The organism is Vibrio aestuarianus (assembly GCF_028858425.1).
GTDB classification, from domain to species: domain Bacteria; phylum Pseudomonadota; class Gammaproteobacteria; order Enterobacterales; family Vibrionaceae; genus Vibrio; species Vibrio aestuarianus.
In genome coordinates, this window is sequence record NZ_JAKNYQ010000002.1 from 211,908 (window position 1) to 237,024 (window position 25,117).

The 25,117-nt window shown below is 43.6% G+C and carries 20 protein-coding genes; 13 read left to right on the forward strand and 7 right to left on the reverse strand.

The window, feature by feature from the left end; genetic code table 11:
- Window positions 1–253: 253 nt before the first annotated feature.
- From MCT08_RS14650 to MCT08_RS14660, 3 genes are read right to left on the reverse strand one after another with little or no spacing between them, the layout of a single operon-like run.
- Window positions 254–1,585 (reverse strand): MATE family efflux transporter, encoded by a 1,332-nt coding sequence (locus MCT08_RS14650; RefSeq protein ID WP_168780519.1) that lies wholly within the window; start codon window positions 1,583–1,585, stop codon window positions 254–256.
- A 20-nt stretch (window positions 1,586–1,605) separates the two neighbouring features.
- The gene (locus MCT08_RS14655) at window positions 1,606–3,534 is read right to left on the reverse strand and encodes a monovalent cation:proton antiporter-2 (CPA2) family protein (RefSeq protein WP_274673134.1); all 1,929 of its coding nucleotides are present in this window, start codon (window positions 3,532–3,534) and stop codon (window positions 1,606–1,608) included.
- The gene (locus tag MCT08_RS14660) at window positions 3,531–4,151 is read right to left on the reverse strand and encodes an NAD(P)H-dependent oxidoreductase (RefSeq protein WP_053311685.1); all 621 of its coding nucleotides are present in this window, start codon (window positions 4,149–4,151) and stop codon (window positions 3,531–3,533) included. The genes MCT08_RS14655 and MCT08_RS14660 overlap by 4 nt, the downstream gene beginning before the upstream one ends.
- A gap of 460 nt (window positions 4,152–4,611) precedes the next feature.
- Here MCT08_RS14660 and MCT08_RS14665 point away from each other — a divergent pair, with 460 nt between their 5' ends.
- A complete protein-coding gene (locus MCT08_RS14665; RefSeq protein WP_053311686.1) occupies window positions 4,612–5,850 on the forward strand; it encodes a carbohydrate porin in 1,239 nt (412 codons plus the stop codon).
- Between the two features lie 133 nt (window positions 5,851–5,983).
- Here the strand turns inward: MCT08_RS14665 and MCT08_RS14670 are convergent, their stop codons facing one another.
- Window positions 5,984–7,261, reverse strand: a complete 1,278-nt coding sequence (locus MCT08_RS14670; RefSeq protein ID WP_274678743.1) for a cytosine deaminase — start codon at window positions 7,259–7,261, stop codon at window positions 5,984–5,986.
- 9 nt (window positions 7,262–7,270) lie between these two features.
- Window positions 7,271–8,509 carry a cytosine permease gene (gene codB / locus MCT08_RS14675; protein ID WP_274678744.1) on the reverse strand — a complete coding sequence of 413 codons (1,239 nt, stop codon included), beginning with the start codon at window positions 8,507–8,509 and terminating at the stop codon, window positions 7,271–7,273.
- A gap of 475 nt (window positions 8,510–8,984) precedes the next feature.
- Between codB and MCT08_RS14680 the strand changes: the two genes are divergently transcribed.
- The 9 genes from MCT08_RS14680 to MCT08_RS14720 all read left to right on the forward strand — a co-directional run bounded on the left by MCT08_RS14680 (window position 8,985) and on the right by MCT08_RS14720 (window position 19,857).
- A complete protein-coding gene (locus MCT08_RS14680) occupies window positions 8,985–9,992 on the forward strand; it encodes a LacI family DNA-binding transcriptional regulator (RefSeq protein ID WP_171375540.1) in 1,008 nt (335 codons plus the stop codon).
- 30 nt (window positions 9,993–10,022) lie between these two features.
- Window positions 10,023–11,267 carry an ABC transporter substrate-binding protein gene (locus MCT08_RS14685; RefSeq protein ID WP_176312295.1) on the forward strand — a complete coding sequence of 415 codons (1,245 nt, stop codon included), beginning with the start codon at window positions 10,023–10,025 and terminating at the stop codon, window positions 11,265–11,267.
- A gap of 101 nt (window positions 11,268–11,368) precedes the next feature.
- Window positions 11,369–12,355, forward strand: a complete 987-nt coding sequence (locus MCT08_RS14690; RefSeq protein ID WP_053311690.1) for a carbohydrate ABC transporter permease — start codon at window positions 11,369–11,371, stop codon at window positions 12,353–12,355.
- Window positions 12,356–12,359: 4 nt separating this feature from the next.
- On the forward strand, window positions 12,360–13,226 hold the full coding sequence (locus MCT08_RS14695) for a carbohydrate ABC transporter permease (RefSeq protein WP_053311691.1): 867 nt from the start codon (window positions 12,360–12,362) through the stop codon (window positions 13,224–13,226).
- Between the two features lie 78 nt (window positions 13,227–13,304).
- Window positions 13,305–14,399: an ABC transporter ATP-binding protein gene (locus MCT08_RS14700; RefSeq protein ID WP_176313230.1), complete on the forward strand. Its 1,095-nt coding sequence runs from the start codon at window positions 13,305–13,307 to the stop codon at window positions 14,397–14,399.
- A gap of 14 nt (window positions 14,400–14,413) precedes the next feature.
- Window positions 14,414–16,999: a glycoside hydrolase family 3 protein gene (locus MCT08_RS14705; protein ID WP_274678745.1), complete on the forward strand. Its 2,586-nt coding sequence runs from the start codon at window positions 14,414–14,416 to the stop codon at window positions 16,997–16,999.
- 56 nt (window positions 17,000–17,055) lie between these two features.
- Window positions 17,056–18,072, forward strand: coding sequence for a substrate-binding domain-containing protein (locus tag MCT08_RS14710; RefSeq protein ID WP_171822935.1), 1,017 nt, complete (start codon window positions 17,056–17,058; stop codon window positions 18,070–18,072).
- 119 nt (window positions 18,073–18,191) lie between these two features.
- Window positions 18,192–19,268, forward strand: coding sequence for a threonine aldolase family protein (locus MCT08_RS14715; RefSeq protein ID WP_274678746.1), 1,077 nt, complete (start codon window positions 18,192–18,194; stop codon window positions 19,266–19,268).
- Window positions 19,269–19,305: 37 nt separating this feature from the next.
- A complete protein-coding gene (locus MCT08_RS14720) occupies window positions 19,306–19,857 on the forward strand; it encodes a hypothetical protein (RefSeq protein ID WP_053311696.1) in 552 nt (183 codons plus the stop codon).
- Here the strand turns inward: MCT08_RS14720 and MCT08_RS14725 are convergent.
- Window positions 19,854–20,366 (reverse strand): RNA methyltransferase, encoded by a 513-nt coding sequence (locus MCT08_RS14725; RefSeq protein ID WP_373682313.1) that lies wholly within the window; start codon window positions 20,364–20,366, stop codon window positions 19,854–19,856. The genes MCT08_RS14720 and MCT08_RS14725 overlap by 4 nt on opposite strands.
- A 352-nt stretch (window positions 20,367–20,718) precedes the next feature.
- On the opposite strand from MCT08_RS14725, the gene MCT08_RS14730 reads away from it, so the two are divergent.
- Entirely contained in the window at window positions 20,719–22,050 is a 1,332-nt protein-coding gene (locus MCT08_RS14730) for a sphingomyelin phosphodiesterase (RefSeq protein ID WP_274673138.1), read from the forward strand.
- Window positions 22,051–23,022 carry a hypothetical protein gene (locus MCT08_RS14735; RefSeq protein ID WP_274678747.1) on the forward strand — a complete coding sequence of 324 codons (972 nt, stop codon included), beginning with the start codon at window positions 22,051–22,053 and terminating at the stop codon, window positions 23,020–23,022.
- A 33-nt stretch (window positions 23,023–23,055) separates the two neighbouring features.
- Here MCT08_RS14735 and MCT08_RS14740 read toward each other — a convergent pair whose 3' ends face one another.
- Window positions 23,056–23,838 carry an AraC family transcriptional regulator gene (locus MCT08_RS14740; RefSeq protein WP_261916679.1) on the reverse strand — a complete coding sequence of 261 codons (783 nt, stop codon included), beginning with the start codon at window positions 23,836–23,838 and terminating at the stop codon, window positions 23,056–23,058.
- 98 nt (window positions 23,839–23,936) lie between these two features.
- On the opposite strand from MCT08_RS14740, the gene MCT08_RS14745 reads away from it, so the two are divergent.
- Window positions 23,937–25,067: an MFS transporter gene (locus MCT08_RS14745; RefSeq protein WP_274678748.1), complete on the forward strand. Its 1,131-nt coding sequence runs from the start codon at window positions 23,937–23,939 to the stop codon at window positions 25,065–25,067.
- Window positions 25,068–25,117 lie beyond the last annotated feature (50 nt).

Here is a 25,117-nt window from a genome sequence, read left to right on the forward strand (position 1 = left end):
TTTTTAAATTTCCAGCATTAGGATTAATAAAACAGATTAATTCATTTTTTTTCCTTGATTTTCATTTTATGTTTTTATTTATGTGATTCTGTGTCTTGTGGTTAATTTAATGAAGAATAGTGCTATACCCTTCCTATTTGAAGTTGCAGCGGTGTTGGTTACGTTCGATCACATCAATCACATAGTTTATCTATGCTCATGGGGATTCTTTCACTTGCCGCCTACCTGCAACTTCAAGTTGTTTGGGTATATTTTAAATAGACAGTATCTTTCTTTCGATTTGACGTAGTGCGTGACGATATAAAAACCATGCTGAAAAACCGGCGAGAATATTACCGATTAATGCCCCGACAAATAAGCCATGAATAGCTGCCATTTGTGCTCCTACCCATAAACAAGGTAAGAAAAAGGCGAATAAACGTAAGGCGGAAATGGTCAAAGCGACATAAGATTTAGCCAATGCATTGGAAACAGACACCATCAGCATACATACCCCCAACGGACCCAAACTAATGGGGATAACCATCAAATGCCAATGTAGGATTGATTCGACGTTCTCTTCACTGGTCATTAATGCAGCTAAGAAACTGGAAGATAAGTAGGTGAGTACGGCGATAATTAATTGGAAGCCGAGAATAAATTGGCAAGCGATAGTGACTAGCTTTCTGATGTCTTGCAGTTGATTAGCGCCCAGTAAACGTCCAACCATCGGCGGCATTGACATGGTTAAGGCTAAAACGGAAACCATGGAGAAGAACTCAAAACGAGAGCCTAGAGCCCATGCAGCCACTGCCGCTGTACCAAAACTGGCTAACAATTTTGTTGCTAGCATTGAAGATAAGGGAGGAAGTAACTGGCTTATCATTGCTGGGCCCATGATATGGCTGATAGAACGAATACTGCTTGCTACATTGAGATCTTGCCAATCAAAGAGCATCCACTGTTTCTTTGATACTTTAGGTGCAACGACCAAAACGCCAACTCCAAACGCAACAATTGTTGCCAGCGCTGCCCCTTGAATCCCCAAATCGAAGGTAAAAATAAAGAGTGGATCTAAAATGAGGTTAAGGACGCTCGTAACCATCATCATGCTGCCTGGCAGCATGGTATTACCATTGGCACGGCACAAGCTGTATAAGAAATAGAGCACCGCGCCAACCCAAGCACTAACAATCCAGTAAATCCAGTAGCTGTCAATGATAGGGTATACCGATTCTGGAGCGCTGAGCAGAGCTAAAATTGGATGACGGAGCAGATAGATAATCATGCCAAACAGAGCTACGCCGACACTGCCCATCACCATCACGAGCCCGCCCAATTGCTTAGCATAGCGGATCTGGTTAGCGCCGATGGCGCGCGCAATCACTGCGGTAGTTGCAATGCCGAGACCAACCTGGATACCGATGATGATCATTTGAATCGGTAAGGTAAAGCCTTGCGCTGCCAGTGGTAGTACCCCCAATTGGCCGATAAAGGCACTGTCAATAAGTTGAAAACTCATTAAGGATAATACCCCAAACAGCATTGGCCACGTCATTTGAAATAACTGGCGCGCCAAGGCGTTGGATTGGCTGTTGTTTGTCATCGAATTTTTTTGTAGTTTGCTCACTGGTTTTTCGGCTCTTCTAATTCAGAGGCATAGTCTTTAGGTGGTGGAGTCCACCCTCGTTCGGATAAGGAATGCTGATCACTGCGGTCAGAATTCATGGCATTGGCTAGTCTTTTTTCTAATTGCATAAAGAGTTTACGATAATTATTATCGAACCGATCCTCGCCCGATTCTGAACTCCAAGCATTATATAGTTCGTCAGATTGTTCTCGTTCAATGCGTTTATAGGCTGATTTTTGTTGCTCAACGGTAAAAGGGTGTAAACCTAAGCTACGCAACGCTTGTGCGCCCACTTCAAGAGCTGAATGATAGGTTTCTGATTCAATATGATCCGCGCCTGCTTGCCTAAGCAGGTAGCCATGGCCTCTATCAAATGCGCGTGCCAAAATCGTCACTTGAGGATAAGTGTGTTTAACATATTTGACTAATTCAATGCTGCTTTCTCGGTTATCTATCGCCACAACTAATAAAGAGGCCTCTTCAATGCCGGCGGTATGCAAGAGATCGGGTCTTGTTGCGTCACCAAAGAAAGCTTGAGTTTCAATTTTCCGCATGGTTTCAACTTGGTCAGCTTGGTGGTCTAGCGCCACGGTGCGTACCCCATTGGCCACCAGTATGCGGTTAACAATTTGTCCAAAGCGGCCGATGCCCGCAATGATTACCGTTCCTTTTTCTTCAATCACATCGGCTTCGCGATCATTAAGCACATGCTGATAACGAGGGATGATCACTTTATCGAATAAGATAAATAGCCCTGGTGTCAGGAACATCGATAAGGCCACCACTAAGGATAGTATTTGCGCCATTTCAGGGGCGATCACATGGCTCTGTACCGAAAAGCTTAATAGCACGAAACCAAACTCTCCCGCTTGAGCCAAACTGAGGGCAAACAACCAGCGATTGACCCCTTTGATACGAAAAACAAAACCAAGGCTAAATAAAATGGCGGCTTTTAATATCATAGTGGCCAGAGTGAGGCCAATGACCAAGGAGAAGTCACCAAACAGAATATGAAAATTAATTCCTGCCCCTACGGTAATAAAGAATAGACCAAGTAATAATCCTTTGAATGGGTCAATGTTCGACTCTAACTCGTGACGAAACTCACTGTTGGCTAATACCACACCCGCCAGAAAGGTGCCTAAAGCTGGCGACAAACCGATCAAACTCATTAAAGCGGCAATCCCAATTACGAGCATCAGTGCAGCAGCGGTAAATATTTCTCTTAAACCGGAACTGGCGACGAAGCGAAACAGTGGGCGACTCAAGTAGTGACCACCGATCACGAGAATAGCAATTGATAAGGTGATGACAATGCCATAACCCCAGCCAGGAAGTCCTGCGACTAAACTCAATTCTTGATGTGTTTCAGCCATATGTGCGGCTGCTTGTTGCGCTTTTTCGACTAATTCAGGCATCGCCAATAAGGGAATAAACGCGAGCATTGGGATAACAGCAATGTCTTGCATCAACAGTACTGAAAAAGCGCTACTGCCACCTTCTGTTTTTCCAAGGTTTTTTTCATTAAAGGTTTGTAAAACGATAGCGGTGGAAGAGAGGGAGAAAATAAGACCTATCGTGAGTGATAATTCCCAAGAGAGCTGGAATTGTAAGCTAATCGCGGCAACCGCTAGAGTGGTTATAGCCACTTGTAACCCACCAAGTCCAAGCAGGCGATGGCGCATATTCCACAGCATTTTGGGCTCAAGTTCTAAACCGACTAAAAACAGCATCATCACCACTCCGAATTCAGCAAAGTGTTGAATGGTTGTTGTTTCTTCACCCACTAAGCCGATAATCGGTCCAATCACTACCCCAGCGATTAAATAGCCGAGTACCGAACCTAATCCAAAACGTTTCGCCAGAGGAACTGCAATAACAGCGGCAGCGAGATAAATAAACGCTTGGAGGAAGTAACTGGTCATGCAGTATCTCCATTATTGAGAGAAGTTAAATAAAGGTTCATATTGGCCAGATGGCGAACTTTCTTAAGGTTAATACGGTTATCGACCAATGCATGAAGCAGTATTGTCCACTCATTGAGATGTTGTTGGACACGATGATCTTCTTCTGCGGTTCGTGCACCAAACAGTGAAAATGGCGGTAAGTAAACCATACCTGTTAAGTTTGCCATTTGTTCTAACGGTTGTAACAACTCGCGAATCGTAAAATGGTTATAGCCATCCGCGTTATAGGCTGACTCCTTCCCCCCAGCAGAGAGAGCGCACATAAAAACCTTACCGTTTAGTGCAGTGCCTTCTTGCCCATAAGCAAAACCATATTCTAGCACTAAGTCTTGCCACTCTTTCAGCAATGCCGGTGTTGAATACCAGTACAACGGGAATTGGAAAATGATGACATCATGATCCAATAAACGTTGTTGCTCTTTATTAATATTAATATCAAAAGTTGGGTATTCAAAATAGAGGTCGACAGCGGTGACGCCTGCTATATTTTGCGCCGCTTTGAACATGGGAAGATTGACCTCGGAGCGGCTCTGAGAAGGATGCGCATATAAAACGAGAACTTTTTGTGTAGCCATTATTGCTCCTTGCATTGCAACTATGCCTGCAAAATAAACCGTACTTTTAAAGATAAACAGTACCTTAAAAGCGCGTAAGGAGCGAGTTTGTTAGTGCCGCCATTGTTTTGTCCTTAATTGCTTATCCGCTTTGAAGCATGGTTATTACTATTGATGATGAAAAATATCATCAATATGAAAATATTCATTACCAGTAACAAGAATTGATACGTCAGTGGACGAATTATCGTGATAAAAGTCAGCTATTCCCATGAAATGAAACCGTTTTCAAAATGGTTTGAACTTATATTGTCAATATATCTTTATGATATTTATAACTAATTTTTTAAATTCGACCCCGGCTAAATTTCATAACCTGTCGCGTAAACTGGCGCTGTGAAGCGAATCTTAATTTTCACTTGTTTCATTTTTTAAACTGGTTGCAGAACAAAAACAAACACAGTGATTAATAGGATTTAACATGAAAAATTATAAGCTTCTACCTCTGTCCCTCGCAGTGGCTGCCGTACTCTCTTCTGCTCCATCATTGGCTAATGATCCAATGCCTAATCCCGAAGTGTTGGAGCAAGATCAGCAACCGCTTGTTTTGACACCAGACATTAAAGTACCTGCTGGTATCGTGTTCTCTGGTTATGCTCGCTACGGTGCTGCTTACCAAAATGGAGACGCCAAATTGGTTGAAACTAATGGCCGTTTAAATGGTAACTCAACCGGTCGTTTAGGTAACGAGGGTAATGGTGGTGAGTTCCAATTTGGTAAAGGATTTGTCAGTGATAGCGGCGCGATTTGGGACGTCGTAGTGATGTTTAACCACTGGGGCGATGATGTTGGTGTACCAAAAGCTTACGCGGGTGGGACCAACATTTTTGAAAGCCAGCCAGAGCTTTACGTATGGGCAGGTCGTGATTTTCATCAACGCCCAGCTACGGGGTTGAATGACTATTTCTGGATGATGCACGATGGTCAAGGCGGTGGTTTTTATAACCTTGATTTAGGAAGCGTCAAGCTAGACGCCAGCGTAGTGAGCGCAACAGGCGCAGGACCTAATGATCATCAAGACGGTAATTATGCACTGACCACCAAATGGCATGGTATTAACTTCTCAGATTCAACCAATTTAAGCCTTTATGCCAACTACGGTTTTGATGATAACTCTGACCCAGATGCGAAAAAGCTGAACGCTTTTCAAGTTGCGGGAGAATTAAATTTTGGCAGCGATCGTTTCATTGTTCGCTACTCTGACAACGCAAAAGACAGTGTATTTTGGAAAACCGCAGATCAATCAGCGTTGTTGGTTAGCTTTGATGGTAATAAAGCGATGGGAGACAATGCTGCAATTGAATACCTAGCCGCCTATCAAGCGTATGAAGATGGTGAATACAAACAGTATGATCGCACTAACTACAACGTGGTGGTTCGCCCGATGTATTTCTGGGATGATGTCAATTCAACATGGTTAGAAGCGGGTTACGATGTGGTCGATTTTGACAACATCGATGCTACGAACTCTTCTTGGAAGGTGACGCTATCGCAAAATATTTCCTTTGGTAAAGGCGCTGGTGCTCGACCTATGTTGCGTTTCTACGCAACCGTCGGTGATGCAGATAACGAAGCCGTTATTGACAAAGATGGCTTATTTAAAACGGCAACTAACCCAGATACTGTCACGATTGGTGCAATGTGGGAGGCATGGTGGTAAACCTGTTGTAAATAATTTACTGTCCATTTTATTTAACCGCTTTTTTGCAATATGAAAGGCGAACCTTAACCTCAGCAATACACTTATGCTTTTGGGCCACCTCGGTGGCCCGTTTTTTTTTCAGAAATAGGGGCTAACGCTGAAACGTTACTGCTTCAGTTTTTTCTAGGTGAATACGTGTGCTAGCTGGTTGCGTTTCGGCAATCACTTTACCATGACGAATTGAATAGCGAACGGCAACTTGGCGGCGCAAAGCATCGAAGCCATTTTCGGCAGGAAGGATCAGCAAACTACCTGCCTTACCGAGCTGAATGCCATAATTATCTTGGATATTTAAAGTTCGTGCTGATTTGGTACTAATCAAATCCAAACTATTATTAATTTGCTCATACCCCATGATTTGACAGACATGTAACCCCATGTGCAGTACTTGCAACATGTTTGCAGTACCAAGCGGGTACCAAGGATCAAATACATCGTCATGACCAAAACAAACATTGATATCTGCTGCCAACATCTCTTTAACGCGCGTAATACCACGACGTTTTGGATAGTCATCAAAGCGGCCTTGTAAGTGAATATTAACCAATGGATTAGCAACAAAGTTAATACCAGACATTTTCAACAAACGGAATAAGCGCGAAGCATATGCACCATTATAAGAGTGCATTGCTGTGGTATGGCTTGCGGTGACTTTCTCGCCCATTTGAAATTTGTGCGCCAGTGCCGCAACCGTTTCGACAAAACGTGACTGTTCATCATCAATTTCATCGCAATGCACATCAATCAGACGATCATATTTTTGTGCCAGTTCAAAGACGTAGTGTAGTGATTCCACGCCGTACTCACGGGTAAATTCAAAGTGTGGGATCGCACCAATGACGTCAGCGCCGAGTTTTACAGCTTCTTCTAGCAGCGCTTTACCATTGGGGTAAGAAAGAATCCCTTCTTGTGGAAAAGCAACGATTTGTATGTCTACCCAAGGTTTCATTTCTTCACGCACTTCAAGCATTGCTTTCAGTGCCACTAATGTTGGGTCAGAAACATCAACATGGGTGCGTACATGTTGTACACCATTGGCAATTTGCCATTTCAATGTCTGTTTTGCACGTACTTTCACGTCTTCAACTGAAAGCAACTCTTTACGTTCAGCCCAACGTTCAATACCTTCAAATAAAGTGCCTGAAATATTCCAGTGTGGTTCACCAGCGGTTTGGGTGGTATCTAAATGAATGTGTGGTTCACAAAATGGTGCCACTGCTAAACCACCTTCGGCATCTAGCACTGTACCTTCAAATGCTAAATCGACATCATTGGCAGTAATGGTGTTAAACAGACCATCTTCAATCAGGATCTGATGTACCCCTTGCGTGTGCTGTAATGCAACGTTTTTGATTAATAACGTATTCATGAAAAATCCTTAAGCAGCCTGTTCGACAAGTACTTTTTTATTAATGATTGGATTAAGAATAAGGTAGCTAATAGCACCACCTAGGACAGCATTAAGTGGTACAACGCCAGCAATATAGTGACCAGCCGCTACACCAATGATCACTGCTATAATGCCTGCCCAGTTGACGGTTTGGAATTTGATACTTGCAAATTTTTGGTAACGTTTACGATTCGAAAAGTAATCAGCAATAATAACGCCACCAACCGGAGGTATTGCTAAAGATAAGAAAGTTAACCAACCAACGAAGTTATTATATAGCCATAGAGCACATAATGTACCAATGACCCCATTTGCCATCGAAATGTATTTACTTGGTAGGCCGGTAATATTAGAGAATCCAAGACCAGAGGCGTAGAGTGCGTTGTCATTGGTTGTCCAAATATTCAAACCAAGAACAATAATAGCGGGTAGCAGTAATCCTTGTGCCATCATGACTTCTGAAATATCAGATTGCCCGGTAACGGAAGCGCCCGCAGCACCAAAAATAAACATCAAAGAGTTGCCAATAAAGAAAGCTGTCATGGTGATGAGTACCGCGCCGATTGGCTTTTTCCCAAAACGGACGAAATCGGCCGTTAGGGTTCCCGCACTAATAAATGACCCCACAACCATTGCGAGGGCAATTGAAAAATCCAGAGGTTGTTCTGGTTGTATTTTTTGCAGTTCTGTTATTCCTCCTATGCTATCGACAGCGGTAAATACGGAATAGCCGCCAAGAATAGCAATAGCAGGTACAGCGATGGCTGATAATACCATCAGTGCTGAAATGCCAAAGTAGACGGTAACCGTCATTAATAAACCAGAAATGATGATGAGTATGTTGGTATCTATCCCCGTCGCCTTTTGTACCGGAATGGCAAACATTGCCACACCAACGCCAAACCAACCGACTTGTGTGCCACCAAGCAATAGAGAAGGAAGCCAAGAGCCTTTTGATCCAAAAGAAAATCGAGCAAGAAGATGAGTAGAGAGACCAGTTGAAGCGCCAATGTAACCAAGAAGAGAAGTATAGATACCGAGAAGAAGATTACCAATCAGAACAGCGAGGAAAAAATCGTGATAGGAGAGGCCAGTCCCGAGCGAACCACCAGTCCACATACTAGCGGAGAAGAAGGTCAGTCCTAGCATCACCATCGTGAGCGAAATAACCCCTTTTCTTGCCGTTAATGGCACTGGGCCAAGACTGTAGTTATTGTCTGCCGCCATTTTTACCTCCATATTTATCGTTTAGTTAGATTCCACCGCATGCCGAATTTTAGGCAAACGTCGCGCATCATATAGAGATAAAACAAGCTGTCAATGTTGATTTTTTAATGAAAACGTTTTCTATTTATTTTTGTTATTTTTTGTCTTTTAAAACAGATTGTTAGTTTTTTTGTTTGAACATGTTTTTTAGTCTTTATGCGGCGTGATGATGAGGTTTTTGTTTTTTATTGCCACATTATAAAATAAATCAAAGTGATATCTGAGCTTAATGATTGGTTGATGCAAAAGTATTTGTACCATGAAACAGTTTCATGGCTCATCGTGAAACTGCTGTCACTTTCAATATTTAGATAATTGTCATTTTTATGCCTGTTTTGCTGTGACTTTACTCACGCTAAAGCAAGGTGGGATCTCTAATAATTGCTCCATGAAAGCGGTTTCGTGTTTTTTCTATCAATAATGAACTGGAGCAAATGTGGCGACGATAAAAGATGTGTCTGAACATGCGGGTGTGTCGCAAGCAACGGTGTCGCGAGTCATCAATGGTACGAGCCGCGTCAGCCACGACAAAAAACTCAAAGTTGAAAAAGCAATTAAAGATCTCGGCTATCGCCCGAATTCTATTGCTCAAGCTTTAGCTTCTAGCCGCACAGGAAGTATCGGTGTGATTGTGCCAGAGCTAGGTGGCCCGTTTTATTCCAGTATTTTGCATAATATTGAAGAGCAACTGCGTAAGTTTGGTTATCACGTTGTGGTTACTGCTGGTTCCAACACCGAGCAAGGTCAGAAAGAATCGGTACAATTTTTAATAGGTCGCCGTGTCGATGCCCTTATTCTTCATACGCAGAACCTGACCGATGATTACTTGATTGAATTGGATCAACAGGGCATCAATCTGGTGTTGGTCAATCGCTTTATTCCTGAAATAGCGTGCAGTTGTATTGATATTGATAACGAGTTGGGCGGTTTTTTAGCGACACAACATTTGCTCAATCAAGGTCATAAACGCATTGCTTGCATTACAGGACCATTAGAGAAATCGGATGCCCGTGGCCGTTTGCAAGGCTATCGTAAAGCATTAGAGGAGGCCGGGCTTGAGTATGATGAAGCGCTGGTTTCTGAGGCTGGTTTTACCGAAGAGTCAGGTGTGAAAGCTATGCGTAAATTGCTGATGCGTCAGTGTGAATTTAGCGCCGTGTTTGCATCCAATGATCATATGGCATTCGGTGCCTTTGAAGAGTTGCGTCGCGTTGGAATGCAAATTCCCAATGATATTTCATTGGTCGGCTTTGACAATATTTTGTTTGCTCGCTATCTGACACCGGCTTTAACCACCGTTAATTTTCCCCTTGAACAAATGAGCTTAGAAGCGGTTCAGCTCGTTATTCAAAAACTGCACAAGAGCAAACGTGACGTAGACTTCAAGTTATCACCTTCATTGGTGGTGCGAGAGTCAGTCAAAAATGTAATTAGTACCCTATAAACCTAACAATAAAGATATTAAGGATGAATCATGAAATTTAAGACCTTAGCGCTGTCCAGCGCCGTGGCTCTAGGACTTGCTTCACTTGCACACGCTGCCGATACCAATATTCGTTTTGACGGTTTTCCAGACTTTGATAGTAGTTTGAAAGTGCTGCTCCCCGATTTTGAGCAGAAGACTGGCATCAAAGTGGATTATTTAATGAATAACCACGGTGACCATCACACCAAATTAACCACTAACTTAGCAACAGGGTCAGGAGCCGGTGATGTCATCGTTGTGGATGTCGAAAAAATCGGTCCTTTCGTTGCTTCTGGTGGCTTGGTTAACTTGTCTGAAAAATATGGGGCAGACAAGTTCCAAGAAAGTTTTGCACCTTACGCGTGGACACAAGGTAAAGGTGCAGATGGCAATATGTACGGTATTCCGGTCGACCTTGGCCCTGGTGTTATGTATTACCGCACCGATGTGTTTGAAAAAGCAGGTGTTGATATTAATGAAGCGATCAAAGATTGGGATTCTTATATCAAGGCTGGTGAAGCGCTGAAAAAGCAAAATGTTCAGTTGATTGCATCAGCCGCTGACGTGGCACAAGCAATCATCTTTACCACAGTGCCAGAAGGTGAGGGGTTGTACTTTGATAAAGACGGTAACTCTGTAGTCACATCTGATCGTTTCGTTCATGCCTTTGAAGTGGCCAAGGAGATTCGTGACAAAGGGTTAGATGGGCGCATTTTGGCATGGTCAAACGAATGGTATGAGGGTTTCCGCAACGGCACTTTTGCGACTCAACTTTCCGGTGCATGGTTACTTGGTCATTTGAAAAATTGGATTGCTCCAGATACATCGGGCAAATGGGCAGTTTCACACTTACCTGATGGTATTTACGGCAGTTGGGGCGGTTCATTTCTTTCTATTCCTACTCAGTCGAAGCACCAAGACGAAGCATGGAAGTTGATTGAATACATGACAACTCAGCGTGATGTTCAACTAAAAGCGTTTGAAACTATTGCAGCTTTCCCATCAAACATTACGACTTATGATGACCCAATGTTCAACCAAGATATTGAATTTCTTGGTGGGCAAAAAGCACGTCTATTGTTTGCTGATGTAGCGAAAAACATCAAACCTGTTTCGCCCGCAAAAGGTGACCATGTGGCTCGTTCTATCATCTTAGAAAACGCACTGATGGAAGTGTTGGATGAAGGCAAAGACATTAAAACAGCGCTTAAAGATGCAGAACGTCTTATTAAGCGTCGCACACGTAATATGTAATTACTCATTGTGAGTTAAAAGAACCACCAGCAAAACTGGTGGTTCATCAAAGCAAGTTAATAGAGACATGATTTCATGTCTCTAGGTAAGAGGTCGTTACTATGAATCAAGCTACGAGCAACGCCATGGAAACATCATCTGCGCACAGTTTTTTTTCTCGCCTGAGTTTGAAAGCGCTTACACCGTATGGATTCCTATTGCCGTTTTTGATTATTTTTTCTGTTTTTGGAGTGTTTCCACTCCTATTTTCGGTGTATTTGTCTTTTCATGAATGGAACCCTGTCGAAGGGGTTGCTGCCATGAGTTACGTTGGGTTTGAGAACTATGAAATTGCATTAACCGACCCCTGGTTATGGCGCTCACTAAGCAATACATTATGGCTTGCGATCACCTCAGGTGTAGCGCAGCATTTAGTGGCTATTCCTGTGGCGTATATTTTGGTGTCATTAGGTGATCGTCTGCGTCATTGGTTAACGTCAGCCTATTTCTTACCGTTCATTACCTCAACGGTGGCGGCTTCACTCATTTTCTTCAATATGTATTCGCCTAATTCTGGCATCATCAACCAAAGCCTGGTGGCACTAGCCGATAGCTCGCTACTTGGTTGGGCCTTTTCATGGGTCAATGACTATCAACCCATTCGCTGGTTAGATGATGCAACCATGATAAAACCTTCTATTGCTATCATGGTGTTCTGGAAATATACCGGTTTCAACATCGTACTTTACACTACCGGTTTGATGACAATTCCTAAAGATATCTTAGAAGCGGCACGTATGGATGGTGCCAACGCCTTCCGCCGTTTCTGGAACATCTCCCTGCCTATGATTCGCCCATTTGTATTCTTTGCCGTCACCATGACCATTATCGGTAACTTACAGCTGTTTGAAGAACCGTTTGTATTAACCCGTGGTACGGGTGGTGTGGGTCAAGCTGGTTTAACGATTTCAATGTATCTCTACAAAGTGGGTTGGGAATGGTTAGAAATGGGTACAGCTTCAGCGATTTCATGGTTGTTATTTGCATTGATTGCTATGTGTACCGCTGTTCAATTTTTCTTCTTTGGTAAGAAAGGGTTAGGGGAGTAATACCATGTCGATTCACGCTTTAAAACCAAGCGATCGCAGTATCGAAATTATCACCAAAATTGCGATGGCTATGCTGGCCGTGGTGTTGATTGTGTCAGCGTTAATTACGGTCTTCCCATTTCTATGGTCGGCACTGCTTTCTACCCGCGACCGTACCGAAATTTTTGGTTCGGGTATTAGTTTTGCTATTGGGGATAGCTTAGCGATCAATTATGCGAAGCTTTTGGAGATCATGCCATTTTGGCAGGCGATGTTTAACTCTATCTACATTGCATTTTTAGGGACCACCATCTCATTACTGTTTTGTAGCATGGGAGGATACGCGTTCGCGGTATTCAAATTCAAAGGTAAAAACGCCCTGTTCGGTATGTTGGTGGCTTCAATGATGATCCCACCAGTATTGAGCTTGATCCCTTACTTTATGATCGTCAAATTCTTGGGTTTGATGGATAACCACATGGCGGTTTGGCTTCCGTTTACGACCACTCCGTTTGGGATTTTCTTAATGCGTCAACACGTGATGGCATCCATTCCTAAAGAGTTGTTGGAAGCGGCAAAACTTGATGGCGCGGGAGAGTTTCGTACTTACTGGAGTGTGGTTTTACCCTTGATGAAACCAGCACTTGCCACTTTGGCTATCGTGCAATTTGTTTTCTTTTGGAACAGTTTTATGAACCCGTTAGTGGTACTGACGTCGCCAGAAAATTACGTCATTACTCAAGCACTACGCAGTGTGCAAGGTATTCCGAATACGCCATGGGGCGCTGTAATGCTCGGCACCACTATTTCCATATTGCCACTGGTGACCATTTATCTGTTTGCTTCCAAACAGATGATCAGCGGTCTGACATCCGGCGCAGTAAAAGGTTAATCGGCTTTTAATAGACAATTTAATTGCGTGTGCTGGAGCAGTCTCGCTGAACGAGCAGCACACGAAGGAGAACAAATCATGGCAAAAGTAGAATTTAAGAATATTAAGAAATCATTTGGCAATGTGGATGTTGTGAAGCACTTTGATTTTACGGTTAAGGATGGCGAATTTGTGGTGTTTCTTGGTCCATCTGGTTGTGGTAAATCGACCACACTACGTATGTTGGCGGGTTTAGAGTCGATCACATCGGGTGATATTTACGTTGGCGACAAGCTGATGAATAAAATAGATGCCAAAGACCGTGACCTGGCAATGGTGTTTCAAAGTTACGCGCTATACCCGCACATGAGCGTATATGAGAATATTGCGTTCGCGCTGAAGCTAAAAGGCATGTCAAAAGCAGATATTGATACTGAAGTGCGTAAAGCGACAAAAATGTTGGAATTAGATCCACTACTTGATCGTAAGCCAAAAGAGCTCTCTGGTGGGCAGCGTCAGCGTGTGGCGATGGGGCGTGCCATGGTCCGCACACCGAAAGTCTTCCTGTTTGACGAGCCGCTTTCTAACCTTGATGCGAAATTACGTGGGGTGATGCGTGAGGAGATCAAACAATTGCACCGCGAACTCAAAACCACCACTATTTATGTCACCCATGACCAAATTGAAGCGATGACATTAGCTGATCGTATCGTCATTCTTAAAGATGGCTATGTCGCGCAAGTTGGTACACCGACCGAAGTATTTCAACGCCCTGCGAATAAATTTGTTGCGCAGTTTATCGGCAACCCTTCAATGAACATGTTGGATGCGCAATTAGTTCAACAAAATGGCGAGTGGTTGATCAAACTTGGCGAAACGCTGATCCCATTGCCAGAGCGTTTCAAAGCGCATGCATCAAAAAACCTTGCACTGCATTTTGGCGTTCGTCCAACTGATATTCATCTACGAGCCGAGCAAGTGAATCACGATCGCGTGTTGCCAATTCCGGTCAAAATTAAAGATAAAGAGCTACTGGGTGCGAGCATTTTGCTAAAAACACAAATTGCAGACCAACCTTTGATGGTTGAAACTCAGGCGGCGGAACTGGATGTGAGTGATGTTACGCTTTACCTCGATTTGGATGCAATTCACCTCTTTGATGCCTTGAGTGAAAACTCATTGGCTAGTTTTTAATAGAGGTAAAGGCGATGACAACAATCAGCAAAGCTCCTTATTTTGATACTTGGCCAAAAATTGAATCGGCGATTAAAAGCAACCCTGCCATCGAGCAAGAAGTCGCAAGAATTGTCAGCTTAATGACCCTGGAAGAAAAAATCGGCCAAATGATTCAGCCAGAAATTCGCGATATTACTGCTCAAGAGATCATTCAATACAAAATAGGCACGGTATTGAATGGCGGTGGCTCATGGCCGAACAATAACAAACATGCACCTGTTAGTGAGTGGGTTGCTAAAGCCGATGAATATTGGTTTGCTGCGCAAAAAGCGTTTGCAGGACGCCCATTCAATATTCCCTTTATGTGGGGAACGGACGCGGTTCACGGTCATAATAACGTGTATGGTGCCACTGTATTTCCGCATAATATCGGCCTTGGCTGCGCGCGCGATACCGCTCTTATTCGTAAAATCGGTCGTATTACCGCGATAGAAATTGCAGCAACGGGCATTGATTGGACGTTCGCTCCAACGGTTGCAACGCCACGTGATTTACGTTGGGGCCGCGTATATGAAGGGTATTCGGAAGACCCTGAAGTTACCTATGCTTACGCCAGTGAAATGGTGGTCGGTTTACAAGGTGATGCAACTGATCTGCAAGGTGAGCATCATGTGATCTCGAATGTGAAACATTGGGTTGGTGACGGCGGCACAATCAACGGTGTTGATCGTGGGACTAATATCTACAGTGAAGATTTATTGTGTAATATTCACGCTATGGGCTACTTCAGTGGCTTAAATGCGGGCGCGCAAGTGGTGATGTCTTCTTTTAATACTTGGGATAATGCGGCGAACTACGACCACTCGCCGCAAACACAAAGTGATTACAATTTTAAGATCCACGGTAGTAAGTACTTACTGACAGACGTTCTTAAAGAAAAAATGGGTTTTGATGGATTGGTAGTGACCGACTGGCATGGTCATTCTGAAATCAGCAAATGCACTGACGGCAATGCGACTTACGCGATCAACGCGGGCAATGATATTTTGATGATTCCGATCCGCGAACACTGGCAGTCGGTTTATCATCAAGCGGTAAGCGATGCTAAAAGCGGTGTGATTAGCATGAGCCGCATTGATGATGCTGTTACTCGCATTTTGCGGGTAAAAATGCGTGCTGGATTATGGCATAAACCTCATCCCTCTGTGCGTGCTTTAGCTGGAAATCAATCACTCATTGGCAGTGCAGAACATCGCGCTATTGCGCGTCAAGCAGTACGTCAATCTATGGTGCTTTTGAAAAATAAGGGATCCATTTTGCCACTAAAACGTGGCCGCAAAATATTATTGACGGGCAGTGGTGCTAATGACTTACAAAAACAGTCTGGTGGATGGAATTTAACTTGGCAGGGTGATGAAAACTGCTTAGCGGATTTTCCTGGTGCAACCACGGTGAAAATGGCGTTAGAGGCGGAATTGGGTCAGCAAAATGTATGCTACGATCCAGAACTGACCAGTGAATACCAAGCTGGAGATATCGCGCTAGTGGTGTTTGGTGAGGACCCCTATTCTGAAATGATGGGTGACATTAAAGCGTGGCAATCGTTAGAGTTTTCGACATTAAAACGCAGTTACCGCGCTGACAGTGAAAAAATTAAAGCGCTGCATCAACGTGGTGTGAAAGTCGTCTCGATATTCTTTAGTGGTCGCCCGCTGTTTGTTAATGAAGAAATTGCTTTGTCTGAAGCGTTTGTCGCTGCGTTTCTCCCCGGTAGTGAAGGGCGGGGTATTACTGATGTATTGATCGCGAATGCTGACGGTGAAGCGAACTATGATTTTACCGGTACGTTATCGTTCAGTTGGCCAAATAAAAAGCGCAGTGCGTGCGTAAACCGCATTCCTCGACATATTCCCAATTATGTAGTGCCAGAGTGCGAACAGTCACCATTGGGAGAACACGCTCCGTTATTTGAATATGGCTATGGGCTTGACTACAGTGACAAAAAGCAGACTCGCGATCTGGATAACCTTGATCTGGATATCGACCCAACCGAAGCTAAAACGCGAGCAACGCATGCCGAGCATCTCTATGGCATCATGGCAACCATTGGTGATTATCAGCTTAAGGTTTCAGATGCCGATCATTGGATGGGTACCGATGTTTCGCGCAATAATGTGATGAAACTCAGCACATTAAATACCAGACCATACAACTACCAACAGCAGCAAGATGCGGTTGAGATAGACATGATGGGTGGTGGATCTATGGTCTACGCGCAAACTGGATTAGGGCATGCCGAAGATTTCAGCCATTATGATAATGAGCAAGGCGTGATCAGTTTTGAAATTAAGGTGCTGAACGCGGCGACTGAGCCTATGTATCTGGCTGTGCAACGTTCGGCTGTTCCAGGGCGTATGGGTGACATTGACAATCTGCTAAAAGTGGATGTCAGTGAATATTTCACAGTCGAAAGTGAAACCTTTGTTCATGTCCGTATTCCATGTACGCATTTTTCACAACAAGGGCTAAGTTTTAGCCATCTCGACACGCCCTTCTCATTATTCACACATGGAGAGTGTAAGTTCGTGCTCGCCAACATCTGTTGGGATACGCTATAGATAGAACTATTAATTCCTTCTCGTTGACGAGAAGGAATTACCCTTTAGAGCTTATTATCATGACCAAATCTAAAAAAGCACCGACCGTTTATGATGTTGCTAAACTTGCCAGTGTGTCTGCCAGCTCCGTTTCTCGCTATTTAAATCGCACCACTTATGTATCAGACGAGAAAAGTCAGAATATTGAGCAGGCGATAAAGGCGCTGGGGTATAAACCCAATTACTCTATTCAGCGACAAGAAAATAAACGTTCGATGACCATCGGTGTTTTAGTGCAGCATGCAGAAAGCCCCCATACCAGCCGTATTTTGAACGATATGGAAAAAGTGTTGATGGCGAAGGGTTACTCAATGTTGATAGCAACGGGACAGTGGCAAAAAAAATTAGAAGTTCATGCAATTGAATACCTCACTCGAAGCCATGTTGATGGCATGATCATTGTCACTGGCAGTTTGAAAAGTGAGCAAATACTAAAATATTCAGAATCCATTCCTATTATTGCGGTTGGGCACCATATTGTTGGTAATAACGTTCGCTGTATCAATGTCGACAATGTGCTCGGTGGCTATATAGCAACGTTGCACTTATTGCAGCAAGGGCACGTCAATATTGCGCATATTAAAGGGTTGTCGAATCAACCTGACTCGACCGCTCGCTTCGACGGGTATAAAAAAGCACTGCGAGAAGCGGGTATTAAACCGATGCCCAAGCTGGTTAAGCAAGGTGATTTTAGTTCAGAAACTGGCTATGAAAAAACCGCTGAATTACTGCAATCGAAAATACATTTTTCCGCCATTTTTGCCGCCAACGATCAAACGGCTTATGGAGCCATTAAAGCCTTAACTGATCACGGTTTGAGAGTGCCTGAAGATGTTTCGGTGATAGGGTTTGACGATTTACCGGTATCGCAATACTTTACCCCTGCATTAACGACGTTACGCCAACCTATAGAAGAAATCGGTGCTGTTTGCGCGCACTCAATACTCAATTTACTCAGTGGGGAAAAGCATGATGCGCGGCTGCCGCCGATTGATTTAATTGTTCGAGAATCAACAAAGTCTATCTATCGATAATGAAAAATTTTTATCGATAAAATACTCCGCACTGGGACTGGTTGCGGTGTAGGTTGCGTTCACTATCGTCGATGTTATTGTGGTTAACCGTATTTATGTCAAAAGAATAAGGAAATAAGATGGCCCAAGAATTACGTCAACAGTGTCACACTTTCATTGCTGGCAACCGAGAGCCCAGCCCAGCAGAGCTGTTTGCAAATATGTCGACTTGGTGCTTGGAAAATGACATTGAGCATGATGTGTATGGTGAAGGCTTATTGATTCAGCAGTTCGAACAGCAACTTGCCCAATTATTGGGTTTTGAAGCGGGGCTGTTTGTTATCTCCGGTACCATGACTCAGCCCACTGTGTTGCAGTTAGTGTGCGACCAGAAAAATAATTCTCTGGTTGCTATGCATGAGTCTAGTCATATCTTTCGTCATGAAAGACAGGGTTACCAACTGCAAAATCGTTTTAATATTTTGACGATTGGCGACATGTTTCGTCCATGGACCTTAAAAGATCTTAAACAGTGGCCAGATGATATTGCCGCCGTGCTATACGAGTTGCCCATGCGTGAAATTGGTGGACAATTACCGACTTGGCAGCAATTACAGGAAATCAAAGAGTACTGCCACGAGCAGAAAATACATTTGCATATGGATGGCGCGCGTTTGTGGGAAGCCGCTGCTTATTACCAAAAATCTTACCAAGAAATAGCGCAAGGCTTTGATTCTGTCTATGTCTCTTTATATAAAGGGATCAATGGGTTAGGTGGCTCTATGCTGCTAGGAAATAAACCATTGCTTGATTGCGCCAGTATGTGGATGAAACGGCAAGGTGGTAATGTTTATCATCGCACCCCGTATATTGTTTCTGCGGCAATGCAGTTTGAACGGCGAATAGCAGCTATGCCGCAGTTGTTTGAGCGAACCCAACAAGTTTATCAAATCTTAAGCCGCTACCCTCAATTTGTGCTTAATCCCATGCAACCGCAAGCCAATATGTTCCATATTTATCTACCGGTTAGTTATGAAAACGCAGTCGCGATGCGTGATAAACTGGCGAGCGAACAAGGTGTATGGATTGGCAACCCACAAATCACCGCGTTGCCACAGCAAAGTATGATTGAGTGGTATGTTGGTGACCATCTACTGGATATGCCAGATGAAAAATTGACCGAGATTTTAGATTGGCTGAGCAATCATATGGAGTAGAATAGCACCAATTTGGTTTTCAGTAATAAGACGCTGTATGAACAAGCTGCTAGCGGTGATGGTGACATTGGTATTTACGAGTGCCGCTTATATTGGGTACTCAGCATATCGTGATCTCCATTATTTGAATATGGACATCGATTGGAGTTGGTATCACTTTAGCCCCGCAGGTTTTGGTGCACAAATTGCTCGTACGCATGACACCAACCAATTGCTTTTACGTCGAGTAGATATCAGCCAAAAAGTCGCCGTGTTTGCTCATACGACGATCGATAACAAATTTGAAGTCGTGGTTATTCGCGAGCAAGAATGCCAGCCAAATGCATCACAACCCGCCCACTTAACCGAGAAAAATGGGCCGACTCACTCTATCGCATTTGTGTGCAGTGGCGATGGCAAAACGCAACTGTATAGGCAGGTATGGAAAAAACCGCCGACATTCACCTTAACGGTTGATAACTTTGAGCTGCATGCTGATATCGCCAGTTGGGATACGGCAATGCTAATAAAAGACCAATTTATGCAACTTAACCCCCACTATTTCGATAAACAAAACAATGGGGTTCGTCACGAATGGGCGAGAGATTAATCGCGTTGAAATTTCAAACGGTTCTTCACATCTCTGCTCTTAATGATACGTTCGCTATGGTCAATATCGAGATTGGCTTTGGCTAATCGGTCATAAAGCAATACGTTAACGCTTGCGGCTAAATTCATGCAACCGATCGTTGGCACATAAACCACATCACTGGCTTTGTTGACGATGGCTTGCGGAATAGAACCGTCTTCTGGGCCGAAGACATAAATCGCTTTGTCAGGATGAATGAATTCAGGTAAGGGCGTTGCTCCTTCGGCCAGCTCGACACACACGATTTTCATGTCACTGGGTAAATCTAGCGTGATGTCTTCCATTGCCGTGAGTGGTAATCTGTTTTTGACATTTTTAGTATCGGTTTGAAACTTCACCGCGCGATCATAGCGTTCACCGCTATAACGTACCGCGCAAGCTTGGTAACACCCTGCTGCTCGCATTACTCCACCCACATTGGTTGGGCTTTTCGGGTTACATAAACCAATGATCACAGACATATCACTCACCACAAACTGATCCCTTAAATATTTTGGATGGGCAGTATACCGAGAAAATGAGAATTGATAAGGGAGAAACTCGTTTTGTTGATTAAAGATGATGAACACAGAAGGTTAGCCATATCGATATCAGGTGAGCTGCTCTACCTCTTCTCCGATTCATTGCTCACTCCGATCGTATTTTAAAACTAATCAGTCCCTCTTTATCAAATAATGGCGGTGTAGCTGTATTTGTGACATATCAGTATTTTCGACTTTTTAGGTGATATCCATCCAATTACATAAAATGTCGCATTAATTCAATGAATATTTAATATGTGGATGGTTACATTTATATTTTCAGCAAATGAAGGATGGTCGCATGAAAATAATAAATAGTACCCTGTTGGTTGGGTTAGCTCTTGCCTCTCAAGTTTCTTTCGCAGATACAGATGTCTATTTAACCAATAACTCTGATATGCCAATGTCAATCAAAGTTAACCATACAGGGACAGACAAGTTACAACTCGGCCGCGAATGGCAGCAGCACATTGAAACTCTTGCGCCGTGGGAAACGAAAATGGTGCTCAGTTTTAACCGCTGGAAAGGAGTCCGTTCTGGAAAAACCTATCAATTTGAGACCAAAGTGACTTTACCACAAGGTCAAGTCTTTTCATTACAGCAGAAGGTCAAAGGCCATTGGTATAACTCGTCAATGGAATATGGTGTGCAAGCACAAGATGTTTCGCTGCATTGGCAAGATGACCGAAATATTCACCGTTACCAAACTGAGGAATTGACTACCCAGCCAGCGGAGCTTGCCTTTAAATCAGCTCGTACAGCGAGATATGATGATATTCATTACACCATTACGCCGACTAAAATTGAGGCAAAACCTGATGCAGATGCTAATGCACTCAAAGTGATGACTTACAACGTATGGGCGTTACCCGTTGTTGCATCGCACATCTCTGACCGTTTTTCCGTTATTCCTGAGTATGTCAAAGGGTATGATGCGATAATGTTACAAGAGGTCTTTGCCTCAGGGCGAGACGCATTTTTACGTGACCTTGCGAAAGAGTATCCATACCAAACTAAAATGCTGAATAAACCCGGTTTGAATATTTATGACGGTGGTGTGACCATCGTCAGCCGTTACCCGATCGTCAATCAAGGGCAATATGCGTTTCCAGATTGCTCAGGAACCGATTGCTTTGCCGACAAAGGTATTAACTATGCTGAGATCATAAAAAATGGTAAGGCTTATCACTTATTTGCCACTCATACTGCCGCTTTTGATACGGATACCGCTCGTCATTATCGTCAGCGTCAATTTAAGCAGATGCGAAGTTTTGCCCAATCTCTTGCTATTCCGCCTAGCGATACGGTTATTTATGGTGGTGACTTCAATGTCAACAAACGAAAATTTGCAGATGACTACCAAAGTATGCTGACTAATCTTGCGGTTACCGAGCCAAGCTATGCAGGGTACACTGAATCAACCTTTGATCCTCGCATTAATGATTTTGCAGGCAAGCCATCATCAGGTGATGGTAATGTGGAATATCTCGATTATGTTGTTGTTAGTAAAGAATTTGCCCAACCGAGTGAGCAGAACCTCAATACAGTCTTAGTGCCAAGAACGACAGATAAACGTTTGTGGCAGCACTATAACTTGTCGGATCACTTCCCTGTGCAAGCGGAGATTCGTTAAATGCGTCATGCATGGTTATTGACTTGCGTTGCCCTAGTGGGTAGCGCAAGTTACTGGTGGATAAAGCCGGATCAGTCTGTGGTTGTGCCAGTTCGAGCAGTGGTTTCTCAAGTGCAGTTAAGTGAAACCAAAGCGTCTTTGACGAAGGCTCTATCCTCACAAAACCAAGATGAAGCATTACTATTGTCCAAAGGTGGCAATGACGCTTCTGACCCTGTGAGTCAGCTAGAGGAATACCTGAAAACCGCGCAGGGAAGGGTGCTGAGGCAGAATATAGAGCAGTTTTGGCAGCGATGTCGTCATCAGCAAAACTGCGAGTTGCAATTGAATCAACTTCAGGGAAATTTATCGCCAGAACGGTTTGAATTAGTTGCAACCTATTGGCAAAAACAAACGCAACGTGATGCTCTTTTTGGCGAGGGCTTTATTAGTCAAAATAAAGAGTTAGGTGAAAAAATTGCTAATGTGAAAGCGATTGATCAACAAGTGTGGGGACAACAAGCTGACATTCTGTTTGCCGATCAATACGCCTATTACGACTTAGCTCAACTGCAAGATGAAAGCGTAGGGTATTCTTCTGTTGAAGAAGCATCACAGCATATCACTCAGCGACTGACGCAGTATGAAAATCAGTGGGATAGTTTCTCACTTTCCACTAACAATGCTCGTTATGAACAAGCGCTGCGACTGATCCCTGAGCATTTTTCGTTAGAGCAACGTGGGGAGCTGCAACAGCGCCTTGCCGAGTTTTATTTAAATGAACAAGAAAGAGGTGAAATCGTACAACGTCAAGTTGAAGAAAAGGTGCAGGCGCAGCAGATAGAAAGCTACCAGCAAGCTTTGGTGCAGTTAAATGACACATTGTCAGAACAAAGAAAAACGCAATTTTCCTCTCTTACAGCAGAGCAATGGTCGCAGCATGTTGCTCAGAAGCGCTATGAATTCAGACAAAGCTTTTTTGCTAATCGCTAAATATTGCCAATAGCGAAACGGTGATCAATAAGGTTAGCAACAAGTACTGGCAGTTAAGTATTTTAGCGGAGTGCGGCCGGTTTGTTTTTTGAAAAAGGCAATAAACGCGCTATCGCTAGAAAACTCCAATTGGTGGGCGACATCATTAACTTGAAGGCCTTGAGCAAGTAGCTCAATGGCTTTCAATAGTCGCCATTGCTGACGCCAGTCTTGATATGGCATACCGGTATCTTTAAGGAAAATTCGTGTTATGGTTTTACTGCTGGCACCGATATGCTGGCTGAGTTCATTCAAGCTTGGCGCAACGCTCTCACCTTTAACAAAAATGTTTAGCCAGCGGCTTAACCTGCTGTCAAGTGGCGTTGGCAGCGATAAATGCTCTTCTTGTGCCGCTGCTAACTCTTCAAAAAATAGAGCACATGTGTTTTTCATTTCACCGCTCGGTTTATCCCATGGCCACATTGACATGCGCTCAATCAGTGCTTGCAACAGTGGTGTGACGGCAATGATTTTTACTCTGTCGCTCAGTCGTGGAGTTTTTAATTCATCAAAATAGAGTGACCGATACTCGACCACATTATTCATTTTTGCACAATGCATCACACCTGAAGGGATCCACGCGGCGCGTGTGGGAGGCAACACACAAAGCTGTCCATCCAGTACAATGTTCATACACCCTATTGGTGCATAAAGTAATTGCGCCTTTTGGTGTTTATGCATACCAGAATCGTGTTTACCAATGCGTGCTGCGATACCAACCACATCCGTCGCTAAGGAGTCGGCATCGAAATGAGTCGACTCATTAATCAGTGCCATGTCTGAATCCTATTGTTTTTTGTCTTAGTTATGTTATTGGGACTATAGCAAAGCTGCGTAAACTCTGCCCAACTTTGATTAAAACGAGAAAAACAAAAATGAAAACGTTGCCTTCCATTGGCCTGATGGTCATTCTAATGATGTTCCCGCAGATTGTTGAAACAATCTATAGCCCTGCGCTTCCTGATATTGCTCGTGGCTTTAGTGTGCCGATTGCAGTCGCCAGCCAAACCTTATCCGTCTACTTTACTGCTTTTGCGCTAGGGGTAGTGACTTGGGGAATCGTATCGGATCATCTTGGCCGTCGAACAACGATGATGTTAGGTATTGCGATTTATGCTCTGGCAGCTTTTGGCGCGATGCAAACGCAACAGTTTGAGTACCTAATGGTACTGCGCGCCATCAGTGCTTTTGGCATCGCAGTTGGCTCTGTGGTGACACAAACTATGCTGCGTGACTGTTTCGAAGGGGCATCACTGGCAAAAGTCTTTTCCTATATGGGTATTGGGTTATCGATTAGTCCAGTTTTGGGTATGGCTGCTGGTGGTTTATTAGCTGAGTGGGGTGGCTACCAAGCCGTTTTTATGGTGCTTAGTATGTTGGCTGTTATTTTATGGTTAACGTGTTTAGTGGCTTTAGCTGAAACTCAACCAAAGAATACTCGCAAACCCAAAGTTTTAGCATTAGTAACAGTCATGTTTTTTGATACTAAGATTTGGCGTAATGCGCTGCTGGTTGCTGGTTTTAATATCCTCTTGTTCTCATACTATCTGCAGGGGCCTTTTCTGTTTGAAAAGTTAGGCTTTGGGCCACAAATATTTGGTTACAGTGGTGCGATATTAGCATTAGGGACATTATTAGGTAGCCTACTCAATAAGAAACTACTTGATATGGATGCCTCTCAACCAATATTGCTACAAATAGCGGCAAGCATGTCGTTGTGTGGGGCGATAGGTGTTTACCTGCTGGACGACAGCCTTCTGTTTTTATTGCCTATGATGTTGATCGTAATGGGGTTTGGTATTGGTATTCCTAATATACTTAGCCAAGCTTTAAAGAACTACAAAGCGCAAGTAGGTTCGGCTGGTGCGTGGTTTGGTCTGTTGTATTACCTTCTTATCGGTTTAGGCTTGGCGCTGGTAGGTGCTGCTCAGCATCTAGGAGCAACACTGGTGGTTTGCGCATTGTTTGTCGTTATTATCAGTTGGACTATGAAGCCACAGACTTAGATACATCGACTGCTTTATTCGCAACGCATGAAACGTTAAACTGACGGGTA